The sequence below is a fragment of the Amycolatopsis sp. NPDC043889 genome (genome assembly GCF_056435645.1).
In genome coordinates, this window is the sequence record NZ_JBWKEC010000010.1 from 148,851 (window position 1) to 161,625 (window position 12,775).

Sequence of the window (12,775 nt, forward strand, 5' to 3'; positions counted from 1 at the left end):
AGTCTACTAGTGGCATGGTTCTCTCCCGCCTCATCCTGGGGTTGCTCGCCCTCGCGCCCATGACCGGCTACGACCTCAAACGCCATTTCGAGTCGACCGTCGGGCACTTCTGGGCGGCGGACAAGGCGCAGATCTATCGCACCCTTGCCCGGCTCGTCACGGACGGGCTCGCCGAGGTCGAGAAGGTGGCCGGCTCCGGAGCGCCGGACCGGCAGGAACACCGCATCACCGCCGCGGGGCGGACGGCGCTCGCCGAGTGGCTGGCGAGTGAGCCCGAGCGTCACGTCGAACGCGATCCGTTCCTCGCGCGGGTGTTCTTCGGTGCGGATCTCGACGAGGACGCCTTTCGCTCCCTCCTGGCGGTCCGTCGCGAGGCGACCAAGGCGCGGCTGGAGCGGTTCGAACGGACGCGGGCGGAGTCGGGTGCGCCCGACCGGGCGGCCCGGCTTCGACTGTCCACGCTGGACAATGGAATCGCGCACCTGCGCGTCGAACTGGACTGGCTCGACTCGCTCGAAGAGGAGCTCGCGTGAGCGCGTTCCCCGAGGTGCATTCCGCCGGGACGGCCACCGTGGAGCGGCCGGTGGTGTTGCTGCACGGCGGCAACGTCGCGAACTGGATGTGGGAGCCGCAGCTGTCCGCGTTCGGCGATCGGACGGTGCTCACGCCGGATCTGCCGGGCTTCGGCGAACGGGTCCGCGAGCGCTGGCCGGGTCTGGACGCGGTGGCGGATGACGTCGTCGCGAGAGTGACGGGGCACGGCGTCGACGGCCGGTTCGATCTCGTCGGGCTGTCCCTCGGCGCGCTCACGGCGTTGCGTGTGCTGGCGCGGCACCCGGACCGGGTGAGTTCGGCGTTCCTGACCAGCGCGCCGCTCATGCCCGCCGGCGCCGGGATGCGCTTGTACTGCGGGCTGCAGTCGGCGTTCTCGCGGGCCCGCTGGTACTGGCGTGCCCAAGCCGCTGCCTTCGGGCTTCCCGGAGAGGCACGCGCCCGGTATGTCGAGCACGGTCTCTCGGTGCGCCGCGAAACCGCGTCCGCGATGGCCGCCGAGGTGTGCGCGGGCGGTGTGCCCGCGGAAGTACGCCGCTATACCGGGCCGCTGCTCGCGACGGCGGGGGAGAAGGATTCCCCGGCGGTGCGCCGATCCCTCGCGGAAATCGCGCGGGCCGCCCCCCAGACGCGGTCCCGGCTCGTGCCGGGGATGCACCATATCTGGAATGTGGAGGATCCCGAGCTGTTCAACGGAGTCCTTCGCGCTTGGCTCGGGGGAGTCGTGGATCCGCGTCTCCTGAGCCGACCGCCGGCTCGACGGTGAGCGTGCCCGCGGCCGTGTCCAGTACGGCAAGCGGTCCCAGCGGAAGGGAAAGCGGGTCCGCGCCGTGTCCGGCGTCGATTCCGCCGAGTACCGGAACGCCCAGCGCGCCCAGCCGGTCCTTGAAGACGTCGACGAGGGTCCAGCCGCGATCGGTGTAGTCCTCGAAGCCGGGGAACCGGCCGAGCGCGATCCCCCGTACACCGTGGAGCGCGCCGGACCGGATCAGCTGGGTCAGCTGGCGGTCGACCTGCCCGAGGCCGATCGTCCGCTCGGCTTCGAAGAACAGGATGGTGCCCGCCAGCGAAGGCAGGCCGACGCCGACCGCGTGGGCGACGGTGCCGAGATTGCCGCCGACGAGGGCGCCGGTGGCGGTGCCGGGCACTTCGGCCTCGACGGTCATGGCCCTCGGGTCGCGGTGGAGGATGGCGGGTTCGCCGCCCATCAGGAGCCGCCGGGTCGCGGCCGCGGAGCGGGAACCGGCCAGGGAACCGTGGATCCCCGCCAGCCCGCAGTGCCGCCAGAGCGCGAGGTGGAGGGCGGTGATGTCGCTGAAGCCGATCAACGGCTTGGGATCTGCCCGGACGGCGTCGAAGTCGAGATCATCGGCGATGCGGTACGCGCCCGCTCCGCCGCGAATGGCGATCACGGCGCGGACGGCCGGGTCACGGAACGCGTCGTCGAGATCGGCCAGCCGGTCTTCGTCCCGGCCGGCCAGGAAACCCCGGCGGTCGAGCGCGTGTGTCCCGATTTCGACGACCAGCCCCCAGCTTTCCAGGACAGCCGCGGTCTCGGCGACCTGCTCGTGGCTGGGAAAGCTGGCGGGGGAGACGAGACGAACGTGATCACCCGGTCGCGGGATCGGCGCGACCAGGGTGCGGCGCGAGGCTGTCACCCGATGATCGTGTCAGAGCACGGGGATCTCCGCCCACACCGTTTTGAATCCCGCGCCGGTGGTGACACCCCACCGGGCACTGATCGCCTCGACCAGCGCCAGCCCTCGACCGTGAGGGCTCATCGGGTCGTCCTTGATCACGCGGTGGGGCCGGAGGCGCGGACGGTGGTCGTCGACTTCGACGCGGACGACGTCCCGGCCCGAGGGGACGGAGACCCTGAGCTCGGCGACGCCGTCCGCGTGTTCGTGCGCGTTGGTGACCAGTTCCGTGGTCAGCAGCTCGGTGTCCGCGATGGTGGTGCGTCCGACCTCGCTCAGTTGCTGTCGCAGCCAGGCCCGGACCTCTCCCAGTGGTGGGGCGATACCGGTGGGGAACTCGTAAGCCTGTCGTGTTCTCGTGATACCCACGCGTTCTCCTTAGCGGGTTTCCCAGCTGGGCCAAGAGCATGGGCGCAGGCATGGAGTACCCAAGGAGTGCGGGGTTCACACGTGGGCGTTCCCGGCGATCGCGGTGACCCTGATCTCGACCCGCATCTTCGGCGCGCCGAGGGCCGGGACACCGATCTCGGTCCAGATCGGCGCCCGGTCGCCCATGCGCTCGCGGAACTGCTCGACCATCACGCGGTTGTGGGTGTCGCCGATGAAGCCCGGGGTTTCCGGCACGTGGTACGAGTCCACGGCGATGACGTCGCGCCAGGTGGCGCCCGCCGTGGCGAGGGTCCGCTCGACGTTCTCGAAGGCCTTGACGATCTCCTCCTCTAGCGATTCGGGGAAGTTCAAGTCGTCGTCCCAGCCTCCCTGACCCGAGATCTCAACTCGATCGCCGATGCGCACCGCCTGGCTGTAGCGCATCTCGGCCAGTTGCCGGTCGCCGTATCCGGGCGTGGCGAAGAACTCCGGCTGGGTCATGGTGGTTCCTCTCGTTGACTTCATGCTTGAAGTCAAGCTACCACGATTTCACTTCACGCGTGAAGTCACTTCGTTCTGGGTAAGGTTCCGCCATGGCCGCCCCGGACCCCGACGAAGCGCTGTGGCTGACCTCTGCCGAAAAAGAGGCCTGGACCGGGCTGGTCTCCCTGGTCCTCCTGCTGCCGGGGCGACTCGAGTCGCCGCTGCAGCACGACGCCGGGCTGACGCTGTTCGAGTACCTGACCCTCAGTCATATTTCGGAGGCCCCGGACCGGCGGCTGCGGATGAGCGAGCTGGCCTACCTCGCCAACGGCTCGCTCTCGCGTCTGTCCAATGTGGTCAAACGCTTCGAGCGGCGGGGCTGGGTGGAGCGGACGCCGGACCCGGGCGACGGCCGGTATACGCTCGCCGTGCTCACCGACGACGGCTACGACGTGGTCGTCGCGGCCGCCCCCACGCACGTCCGTTCGGTGCGGGAGCTCGTCCTCGACCCCTTGACCGCGGAGGATCAGCAGGCGCTGGCCCGGATCGCCGCCAAGCTGCGGACGCGGCCCGCCGACCTCGCTTAGGCACTTCAAGGCAGTCGAATGTGCGCGCGAAGGTACCTTGTGCTCGCGTTCCGGACTCTGGTCCTCTGACTGGGTTCATCACGCGAAGAGGGGGAGCTCTCGTGTTCAAGAAAATATTCGCCGCCCTGTCGGTGTTTTCGCCGGCACTCGTGGGTGTCGCGGGAACCGCGCACGCCGGGATCGTGCAATGGTCCGACGGTTACGAATCGAATCCCCATGGCGTATGGGAGCGCGGGATTCAGGGCGGTGACGGGCATTCCTGGTTCGACATCGGCATGGGAGTGGCGCGGACCGGCAACAACAACGGCTGGCTCTTCGCCGGTAACGGCTGGTCGGCGATGAGGACCGCGAAGTCGCTCGGAAGTTTCCCGTCGACGGCTGGCGGAAAATCTCCCACACGGTGAAGTGGATCGACGACGGGGCAGGCTATCAGCTCATCACTCTGCCCAAGCTCAATCTGAACTGCGTGGGTACCGTCTATCTCCAGCCGATCTACGGCAACAACGGCGGACCGGCGAAGTACATCCGCTTGGACGACGCGATCATCCAGTGCGTCTACTGACCGAGTCCGAGGTCTCGCCGAGGTGTCGGCCGGCGGGAGACGTTGCGACATTCGGTGAATATCCGCAGACGTCCACCGGATGAATTCGGGTTTCCGTCCGGTGGCGTGATCACGGAAAACGCCGAAACCTTCGGCATCGCTCACGCTGAAGAGTGAGAGATGCCGGGGTACTTCGGCTGGACGGCGCAATGCGGACCTGGTCCGCGTAGCCCGGATTCGTGGTAACAGCCCGTTGGTGCCTTGACACAGGGCGCTCTGGGTGAAGCCCGGCTCTCGCGCTAACGAAAAGCGAAATATTCCGTCTTCTCCACCGAGCCCACAGGAATTCCGGCCCCGGCCGGGTCTCGAAAGGGAAATCCATGCCACGAAGACCACTGCTCGTCGTCCTGACCGCCGTCTCGGCGATGCTCGCGTCCACCGCGGTCGCCGCCGCGGCTCCGCCGGGAGTGGACCCGGCCACGGTCGACCTCACCCTGAACGCGGGGCAGAGCACGACCGTGACCAAGAACGTGACGACCTCGGCCGTGCCGCCGAATCCCGACCTCGTCCTGCTCGCGGACACCACGGGCAGCATGGGCGGGCCGATCGGCAACGTGCGGACGAACGCCGGCGCCATCACCGGTGACGTCCTCGCCGCGCAGCCGACCGCGCGGTTCGGTGTCGCCGAGTACAAGGACTTCACCGACTCGGTGCCGTTCAAGGTCAATCAGGGCATCACCGGGGACACGACCGCCGTCCAGGCGGGGATCGACCAGTGGGCGGCCTCGGGTGGCGGGGACACGCCGGAGGCCAACCTGAACGCGCTCTACCAGCTCGCCACCGGCGCGGTCGCGTTCCGGCCGGACGGCACCCGCATCATCGCGTGGTTCGGCGACGCGCCGTCGCACGACCCGAGCGGCGGGCACACCCTGGCCCAGACCATCGCGGCGTTGCAGGCGGCGAAGATCCGCGTGGTCGCCGTCAACGTCGGCGCGCTCGACGCCACAGGGCAGGCCTCCGCCATCACCTCGGCCACGGGCGGCGTGCTGCTGAACAACGTCCCGGCCGGCCAGGTCTCCCAGGCCATTTTGGACGGCATCAAGTCCATCGAGGTCACGGTGACCCCGAAGGTGACCAGCTGCGACCCGCAGCTCACCGTCACCAACGATCCGGGCAGCGTCAAGGTGACCAGTGGCGGGGTCGCCACGTTCACCGAGACGATCAAGGCCGCCGCCGGTGCCGCGCCGGGCACCTATCAGTGCGTTGTCGATTACCAGGTCGACGGGGCTTCGCGGGGATACATCGAGACCACGACCGTGCGTGTACTCGGCCTGAGCATCAACGACGTGACCGTCGGCGAGGGTTCCGGTGGCGCGCAGGTACCGGCGACGTTCACCGTGTCGCTGCTCGGCGGCCCCAGCCCGAATCCGGTGACGGTCCAGTACGCGACCGCCAACGGCACCGCGTCCGCGCCCGCCGACTACACGGCGGCGAGCGGGACGGTCACGTTCGCCCCTGGTCAGACGGCCAGACCGGTGACCGTCTTGGTCAACCCGGACACCGTCGACGAGCCGGACGAGACGTTCACGGTGACTCTTTCGGCCCCATCGGGTGCCGGCCTCATCGACGCGACCGGTGTCGGCACGATCGTCGACGACGACCGTGACGGCGTCTTCTCCTGCACCGGCACCGCGGCGAACGTCCTCGGGGTGACCGCGGCGCGGGCCAATCCGGCGAACCTGCCTTGTGCCGACGACAGCAGCACCGTCGCCGCCGCGACGCTCAACGCCGGCCTGATCAAGGTCGACACCAAGGTGCTGACCGCGTCGACCGATCTCACGCCGGACGACCAGTCGGCGGCTCCGGCCGCGGGCGATCGCGCGCTGGCGTCGGCCAAGATCGACAAGACGGTGATCAGCACGCTCGGGCTGACCATCGAACTCGGCGTGATCCAGTCACAGGCGACCGCGACCTGTCAGCCGTCGCCGGGCGGCCTTGCCCCGGTGCTGGCGGGCAGTTCGAACGTCGCCTCGCTGAAGATCAACGGTGAGTCGATCACCGTGGGCTCGGCGCCGATGACCATCCCGCTGGTCATCGGTTCGTTGAAGCTCAACGGCCAGACCGTGGCGAACGGCGTGGTGAAGCAGCAGGCGGTCGCGCTGGACACCGCGCTCGCGAAGATCGTGCTCGCGGAGTCCCAGGCCGACGTGCACGGAACCTCGGCGCATCCGGCGGGCGACCCCTGCCGTCGCTGAGCCGCTGAATCCCGCCGGGACGGACGGAACCTCGTCCGTCCCGGCGGTTCGCTCAGGGGAGGGCTTTCACCGCGGCCGCGGTGGCGTCGGCCAGGAGCTTGTTGTCGATCTCGGCGTCCTTCTCCGACCGGTCGGTCAGCACCGAGATGACGATCGGCGCCCGGCCCGGCGGCCACACGACCCCGATGTCGTTACGTGTCCCGTAGGCCGCCGTCCCGGTCTTGTCGGCGACCGGCCAGCCCGGCACCCCGGCGCGGATGTTCTGGTCGCCGGTGGTGCTGCCCCGCATCATGTCGACGAGGATCTTGCGTTTGTCATCGGGGAGCGCGTCGCCGAGGGCGAAGGCGCGCAGGCTCACGGCGAGCGCACGCGGTGTGCTCGTGTCCCGGGTGTCGCCGGGGAAGGTGTCGTTGAGTTCCGGTTCGATCCGGTCGGCGTGGCTCGTGGTGTCGCCGATCCCGCGCAGGACCGCGTTGAGACCTTCGGGGCCGCCGAGTTCGCGGAAGAGCAAGTTCCCGCCGGTGTTGTCGCTGTACCGGAGCGTCGCGTCCATGACAGCGCGCAGCGGCATCCCCGTCGCCACGTGTTTCTCCGTGACCGGCGAATTCACGACCAGGTCCTTGCGTTCGTAGGTCACCGTCCGGTCCAGGTCGGCGACCGGCGTCCGCTGCAGGACACCGCCGGCGCTGAACACCTTGTGCGTCGACGCGTAGGCGAAGCGTTCGTCGGCGCGGAAGGCGACTTCGCGGCCTGTCGCGGTGTCCACCGCGTACACCCCGAGCCGGGCGCGGTAGCTGCGTTCGAGCTGTTCGAAGTCGGCTCGCCCGGTCGCCGCGACCGGCGAGGTGGTGGCCGGCGGCTGTGCGGGAGCGGGTGCGGAACACGCGGCGAGTGACGCGACCGAGAGCGCCAGCAGGGCGGCCCAACGGCGAGAAGTGACGGACACGGTGATTCCTTTCAAGATCGTTCGATGTCCGCAGTCTGTCCAGCGCCGGTCATGCTGTCCAAGACATGAATGACCTCTTTCATGCGTAATCCGCATAGTATGTGGTCGTGGACCTGATCGGGAGCTGCCGGGCGTTCGTGAGCGTGAGCGAGGCCGGGACCTTCACCGCGGGAGCCGCGATCGCGCGCATCCCCCAACCGGTGGCGAGCCGCCGGATCGCCGCGCTGGAACGGCATTTCGGCGAGCGGCTGTTCGACCGCTCCACCCGGCGCGCCGTGCTCACCCCGTTCGGCCGGGACATGCTGCCGTCGGCGAAACGGCTGGTGGCGCTGGCCGACGCCATGGAGCACGACGCACAGCGCGCCAAACTGCGGCCGATGCGGCTGGCGATGCCGGACACCTGCACCGTCCGCGAGCTCGCCGAACTCGACGCGGCGGCGCGAGCGCTGGACGTCTTCCTGGAGTTCCGGCAGGCGCCGCCGGGGGAGCGGGCGGAACTCGTGCGCACACAGGAGGTCCGCGCGGCGGTCACGGCCGTTCCCGCCGAAGAGGGCACCTGGATGGTGCCGCTCGGGCTGGCGGCCGGGGGGAGGCCGCGGGCGGGCGCCCTCCACCTGGAAACGCTGCGGGTCGGCCGGTCCGGCAGGCCGCCTCGCCGGATCTGGATCCAGCCCGAGGACGACGTGCCGCATATCCGGGATCGGCTCTTCCGGATCCGTGACTCGGTGGGCTTGCGGCCCGCGCAGGTATCCGTCGCCGATGCGCTCAGCGCGGCCGCCGCGGCGGTGTTCGGTTCGGACGATCTGCTGCTGTGCTCAACGGTTCAGGCCACCGAACTCGGCCTGAACTGGCGGCCGATCGGCGAGCTCCGGCTCGCGCGTGGGTTCGAGATCACGACGGGGCCCGGCGAGGACGCGCAGCGGCTCCGGGCACGATTGTGGCCGGACATCGCCCGGTGTCTCGGCGCGGAGGAGACGACATGAACACCGAGACGCTGCTCCTCGGACTGCGCGCCGAACTCGACGACGGCGGCTTGCGCGGTTCGTTCCTCGTGCGCGATCTGCGGACCGGATACGAGATCGGCATCGACCCGGACCTGGAGTTCCCGAGCGCCTCGCTGGTGAAGATCCCGCTCGCCGCGGCGACCCTGGAGCGGATCCGCCGGGGCGAGCTGGACGGCTCCACGCCGATCGACGTCGAGCCGGGCCGGGCCACCGCCCCCGGGCCGACCGGGCTGACCCGGTTCCGGCATCCGGCCAGGGTGGCGATCGACGACCTGCTCTACCTGACGATGGCCATCAGCGACGAGACCGCCGCGGACGCGCTCTTCGCGCTGACGCCTCCCGCCGAGGTCACCAGGATGACGCGCGAATGGGGCGTTCCCGGGATCACCGCGCGGCATCCGGCCGCGGATCTCAGTGACACGCCCGCCGAGCGTTTCGCCCCGGCAGACATCCACCTCGCGCACGCGCTCGCGATCAACGCGGGCACCACCGGGCAAGGTCATCCTGTTCCGCAGCTCGACGTCACCCGCGCGAGTTCCGGTTCGGCTCGCGCGTTCGTGAACCTGCTCGAAGCGCTGTGGAAACCGTCCAAAGTGGACGAAGAGGTGGCGGCGCGGGTGCGTGAACTCATGGGACTGAACCTGCTGCGTCAGCGGCTGAGCCCCGATTTCGTCTCCGACGCCACGAAATGGTCGTCGAAGACCGGCACCGTGCTGAATCTGCGGCACGAGGTCGGGGTGGCCGAACACGCCGACGGCGGGATGTACGCGATCGCCGCGCTGACCGGGTCCAGGGTGCCCGCCGCGGTCCAGCCGGAGGCCGAGGTGCTGATGGCCCGCGTGGCGCGGGTGCTGCGGGATCACCTGCGCGAAGGGTGACGTCATGTTCGTGAAGAGAAGTCGTGACTCGCGTGATCAGACACGTGACTCGCGTGATTGAACGGCGATCTCGCGAGTTACGCCTGTGATCACGTGAGTTCGCCGCCTGAGCACGCGAGTTACGGCTCTGAGCACGCGAGTTACGGCTCTGATCGCGCGAGACCGCCCCGGAGCCGCGCGGTGTCGAGATCCTGCCATGTCGGGTATCCGCCATCTTCCGGCCGTGTGGGAAAGCTGATCACCCGTCTTTACTTCACGTACGGACGTCGGGGGCTCCTGTCGAAAGGGAACATGGTGATCAGTAGTACGAGAAAGACGCGGAGGGGCACGGTGGCCGTGGTCGCCGGTGCGTTCCTGGCCTCCGGCCTGGTGCTGGCTCCGGCGGCGGGTGCGGCACCCGCGGCCAAGGCCGAGCCGGACACCGCGGCGCTCGCCGGCGCGCTGGCCGACCAGGCCGTGGCCTGGGGCGAGTGCTCGTTCCCCTCGGTCGCGCCGGCGACGGAAGCGGAGCTGAAGAAGGTCAAGGGCCTGGCCTGCGCCACCGTCCAGGTGCCGCGCGACTGGCACAACCCGCAGGACGGCAACACCATCGGCGTCCGCGTCTCCAAGACGGCGACCGCCTATCCCGGCACCGGCAGGCAGGGCATCGCACTGGTCAACCCCGGCGGACCCGGCGGCGAAGGCCTCCCGTGGGGTGCCGCGATGGCGATGCGCAGCCCCGTGCTGGCCTCGCAGTACGACTTCGTCGGCTTCGACCCCCGCGGTGTCGGCCAGAGCACCCCGCTGACCTGTAGCTACACCGTCCCGGACAGCACGGATCAGAACGTGATCAGCCGGGCGAAGGTCGAGGGCTGCCTGAAGAACCCGCTGACGAAGTTCATCACCACCGAGCAGACCGCGTACGACATGGACTTCATCCGGGTGCTGCTCGGGGAGAAGAAGACCAGCTACATCGGTTACTCGTACGGCACGTGGCTCGGCACCTGGTACGCCACCACGTTCCCGTCCAAGGCGCACCGGTTCCTGCTCGACTCATCTACGGACGCGAGCCGTTCGACGCTGGAGAAGACCTGGGACCTCCAGCCGCGTAGCCGTGACCGCCAGTTCCAGGAGGCGCTGCTGCCCTACGTCGCGCGCAACGACGCCAAGTACAAGGCGGGCACCGACCCGCTCGAGATCCGCCGCAACTGGGAGAAGGCGGGCGGCACCCGGGAGTTCGCGGGCATGCTCTACGCCGCGTGGTTCATCATCCCGGCGATGTACGACACCGGCCAGTACCCGTCGGCGGCCTCCATGGTGGCCGCGCTGGCGAAGGGACCGGCGCCTGCCGGGACCGACGCGGAGAAGCTGGAGCAGGTCGTCGCGAAGGCTCTCGCCACTCCTGGACTGACCGACGCGAACAAGGCGTTCCTGAACAAGGCCAAGGGCAACGCGCTGGAGGCCATCGCGAAGAAGGACTCGGTCGAGCGCAAGGCCTCCTACCAGGGCGGCGCCGAGGTCGAGACGTGGGACGCCGCGTTCGAGGCGATCCGCTGCCAGGACGGCCAGTGGAACCAGAACCTGCACTATTGGAACTACTGGCAGGCCGACCTGACCGTGAACGCGCCGTTCATCGCGCCGATCATGGCCCTGTCGGGCGCGCCGCTGTGCGCGTTCTGGCCGACCACCAACGCCAAGCCGGCGCCGGACGCCAAGACGTTCCCGAAGTTGCTGATCGCGCAGACCGAACTCGACGCGGCCACGCCGTACGAGGGTGCGCTCGCCACCGCGAACGGACTCCCGGGCGCCAAGATGATCAGCGTCGACAACGAAGGCAGCCACGGGATCTTCCCGTACAACACCGACTGCGTCGACGACCCGATCGTCGCCTACTTCCAGACCGGGCTCACACCCAAGAAGAAGTTCACCGGCTGCCAGGGCCTGCCGCTGCCGGGTGAGGACAAGACGGTCGAGGTCGGCGGCCATCTCGGGCACGACGGGAAGATCAAGATCAAGATGATCACGCCCCAGGTGCGCAAGGCGAACGAGATCGTCCGTGAGCTGCTGGAAGGCGCCGCGACGCCGGAAGCGGACGAGAAGGGCATGCCCGCCAACGCCTGACCTCCGGCGGCGTTGACGAGAGGCTCCCGCGGGCCGGTCCGGGCGCGCGGGAGCCTCTTCGGCATGATCTGTGATGGTTTCGTTATCGGTTCAGGCGCACGATCAGGGCGCCTTCCCCCTCAAGACCGGTGAGCGGAAACAGCCGGTCCGCCAGGCGTGACATCGATGTCACGCCGATCGATCCCGGGGTGGGGGAGGAGAAGCGTCATGCTCGCCGAGTCTCGAGGCCTGTCGATGGAGGCCGAGCAGCTGTACCGGGCTTTGCTGGACGGGCGCCCGATCACGCCCGGCGCCGAGCTAGCGGAGCTGGAGCGGTTCGGCCTGGTCCGACCAGGCGCGTCCGGGGTCGAGGTGTGCCCGCCGCGTGCGGCGCTGTCGGCGTTCGCGGCGCAGCACGAGGCAGCGGCGATCCGCGCGCGGGAAGCGGCCGAGGTGCTCGGCGCCGCTTACTCGCTGCGGACGGGCCGGGACGCGGACTTCGTCGAGGTACTGCGCAGCCGGGACGAGGTGATCGCCACCTTCGAAGCCATGCAGACCCAGGCGGCCGTCGACATCGTCGCGCTGGACCCGGGGTCTTACATGAGCCCGAAGCCCGAAGTGAGCACGGTGCAGCCAGGTTCGATGGCGCGTGGCATCGCGTACCGCGTCGTCTACGACTCGTCCGTGTTGCAGCACGACGACGGATTCGCCCAGGTGCAGTCGAGTATCGCCCTCGGGGAGCAGGCGAGGGTGTTCCCCGGGCTGCCGCTGAAGCTGGTGATCGCCGACGGCAACCGGGCGCTGATCGCGGTCCCGAATTCCGACGCCGGTGACGTCCTCGCCCTGCTGGTCCATCCGTCGATGCTGCTGAGCGCGCTGATCGAGTTGTTCGGCTCGTTCTGGCGGATGGCCGTGCCCGTGCGGGCGGGCGGTCCGGACGACGCGGAAGCGGCGCAGGAACCGACCGTCGCCACGCGCCGCCTGCTCGCGTTGCTGAGCGGAGGCCTGACCGACGAGGCGATCGCGCGCGAGCTCGGGGTCAGTGAGCGCACGGTGCTGCGGCGGATCAGCCGGTTGCAGCAACTGCTGGGAGCGCGGACCCGGTTCCAGCTGGGAGCGCAGGCGTCACGACAGGGCTGGCTCTGATCGTCTCGGGTCGGTCCGTGAAGGCCTCCTTACCTACTCTGAGGGTAGGGAAGGAGGCCTTCACGGACTCGCGTGGGCTAAGGGCGCCGGTACCGAGGAGTCGGCGCGCCCCGGCGGCCGAATCCCCTGAGCACGCGGACATTTCGTCCCCAAGTGACAAGCGGAGTGCCCTCTTTCTCACGTTCCCGTGAGCACGTCCGTGTTTTCGGCGGCGTTCCATCATCCTTTCATTGACACT

At 69.2% G+C, this 12,775-nt stretch carries 14 protein-coding genes; 10 read left to right on the forward strand and 4 right to left on the reverse strand.

Going from position 1 to position 12,775, the window contains the following annotated elements; translation table 11 throughout:
* Window positions 1-14: 14 nt before the first annotated feature.
* Window positions 15-533, forward strand: coding sequence for a PadR family transcriptional regulator (locus AC0685_RS20780; protein ID WP_478227046.1), 519 nt, complete (start codon window positions 15-17; stop codon window positions 531-533).
* Window positions 530-1,318 (forward strand): alpha/beta fold hydrolase, encoded by a 789-nt coding sequence (locus AC0685_RS20785; RefSeq protein WP_478227047.1) that lies wholly within the window; start codon window positions 530-532, stop codon window positions 1,316-1,318. The genes AC0685_RS20780 and AC0685_RS20785 overlap by 4 nt, the downstream gene beginning before the upstream one ends.
* Here the strand turns inward: AC0685_RS20785 and AC0685_RS20790 are convergent.
* The 3 genes from AC0685_RS20790 to AC0685_RS20800 all read right to left on the reverse strand — a co-directional run bounded on the left by AC0685_RS20790 (window position 1,242) and on the right by AC0685_RS20800 (window position 3,119).
* On the reverse strand, window positions 1,242-2,210 hold the full coding sequence (locus tag AC0685_RS20790; RefSeq protein WP_478227048.1) for a S66 peptidase family protein: 969 nt from the start codon (window positions 2,208-2,210) through the stop codon (window positions 1,242-1,244). The two genes, AC0685_RS20785 and AC0685_RS20790, sit on opposite strands and share 77 nt — an antisense overlap.
* 12 nt (window positions 2,211-2,222) lie before the next feature.
* Window positions 2,223-2,618, reverse strand: coding sequence for an ATP-binding protein (locus AC0685_RS20795; protein WP_478227049.1), 396 nt, complete (start codon window positions 2,616-2,618; stop codon window positions 2,223-2,225).
* Window positions 2,619-2,693: 75 nt separating this feature from the next.
* Complete coding sequence (locus AC0685_RS20800) at window positions 2,694-3,119, reverse strand: Rid family hydrolase (protein ID WP_478227050.1); 426 nt, start codon at window positions 3,117-3,119, stop codon at window positions 2,694-2,696.
* Between the two features lie 92 nt (window positions 3,120-3,211).
* Between AC0685_RS20800 and AC0685_RS20805 the strand changes: the two genes are divergently transcribed.
* The 4 genes from AC0685_RS20805 to AC0685_RS20820 all read left to right on the forward strand — a co-directional run bounded on the left by AC0685_RS20805 (window position 3,212) and on the right by AC0685_RS20820 (window position 6,484).
* On the forward strand, window positions 3,212-3,688 hold the full coding sequence (locus AC0685_RS20805) for a MarR family winged helix-turn-helix transcriptional regulator (protein ID WP_478227051.1): 477 nt from the start codon (window positions 3,212-3,214) through the stop codon (window positions 3,686-3,688).
* A 101-nt stretch (window positions 3,689-3,789) separates the two neighbouring features.
* The gene (locus AC0685_RS20810; protein WP_478227052.1) at window positions 3,790-4,092 is read left to right on the forward strand and encodes a hypothetical protein; all 303 of its coding nucleotides are present in this window, start codon (window positions 3,790-3,792) and stop codon (window positions 4,090-4,092) included.
* Complete coding sequence (locus tag AC0685_RS20815; RefSeq protein WP_478227053.1) at window positions 4,089-4,250, forward strand: hypothetical protein; 162 nt, start codon at window positions 4,089-4,091, stop codon at window positions 4,248-4,250. Before AC0685_RS20810 ends, AC0685_RS20815 begins: the two co-directional genes overlap by 4 nt.
* A gap of 359 nt (window positions 4,251-4,609) precedes the next feature.
* Window positions 4,610-6,484: a Calx-beta domain-containing protein gene (locus AC0685_RS20820; RefSeq protein WP_478227054.1), complete on the forward strand. Its 1,875-nt coding sequence runs from the start codon at window positions 4,610-4,612 to the stop codon at window positions 6,482-6,484.
* A 52-nt stretch (window positions 6,485-6,536) separates the two neighbouring features.
* Here the strand turns inward: AC0685_RS20820 and bla are convergent, their stop codons facing one another.
* Window positions 6,537-7,430, reverse strand: a complete 894-nt coding sequence (gene bla / locus AC0685_RS20825) for a class A beta-lactamase (RefSeq protein ID WP_478227055.1) — start codon at window positions 7,428-7,430, stop codon at window positions 6,537-6,539.
* Window positions 7,431-7,531: 101 nt separating this feature from the next.
* On the opposite strand from bla, the gene AC0685_RS20830 reads away from it, so the two are divergent.
* The 4 genes from AC0685_RS20830 (at window position 7,532) to AC0685_RS20845 (ending at window position 12,537) form a co-directional block, all read left to right on the forward strand.
* Window positions 7,532-8,413: a LysR family transcriptional regulator gene (locus AC0685_RS20830; RefSeq protein ID WP_478227056.1), complete on the forward strand. Its 882-nt coding sequence runs from the start codon at window positions 7,532-7,534 to the stop codon at window positions 8,411-8,413.
* Window positions 8,410-9,312, forward strand: a complete 903-nt coding sequence (locus tag AC0685_RS20835) for a serine hydrolase (RefSeq protein ID WP_478227057.1) — start codon at window positions 8,410-8,412, stop codon at window positions 9,310-9,312. Before AC0685_RS20830 ends, AC0685_RS20835 begins: the two co-directional genes overlap by 4 nt.
* A gap of 330 nt (window positions 9,313-9,642) precedes the next feature.
* A complete protein-coding gene (locus AC0685_RS20840) occupies window positions 9,643-11,412 on the forward strand; it encodes an alpha/beta hydrolase (protein WP_478227058.1) in 1,770 nt (589 codons plus the stop codon).
* Between the two features lie 207 nt (window positions 11,413-11,619).
* A complete protein-coding gene (locus AC0685_RS20845) occupies window positions 11,620-12,537 on the forward strand; it encodes a helix-turn-helix transcriptional regulator (protein WP_478227059.1) in 918 nt (305 codons plus the stop codon).
* Window positions 12,538-12,775: the final 238 nt, after the last annotated feature.

Excerpts from the sequence above, each read along its gene's own strand:
- AC0685_RS20805 (WP_478227051.1), top strand. The coding sequence starts at position 3,212 with ATGGCCGCCCCGGACCCCGACGAAGCGCTGTGGCTGACCTCTGCCGAA.
- AC0685_RS20845 (WP_478227059.1), top strand. The coding sequence starts at position 11,620 with ATGCTCGCCGAGTCTCGAGGCCTGTCGATGGAGGCCGAGCAGCTGTAC.
- AC0685_RS20780 (WP_478227046.1), top strand. The coding sequence starts at position 15 with ATGGTTCTCTCCCGCCTCATCCTGGGGTTGCTCGCCCTCGCGCCCATG.
- AC0685_RS20820 (WP_478227054.1), top strand. The coding sequence starts at position 4,610 with ATGCCACGAAGACCACTGCTCGTCGTCCTGACCGCCGTCTCGGCGATG.
- AC0685_RS20835 (WP_478227057.1), top strand. The coding sequence starts at position 8,410 with ATGAACACCGAGACGCTGCTCCTCGGACTGCGCGCCGAACTCGACGAC.
- AC0685_RS20800 (WP_478227050.1), bottom strand. The coding sequence starts at position 3,119 with ATGACCCAGCCGGAGTTCTTCGCCACGCCCGGATACGGCGACCGGCAA.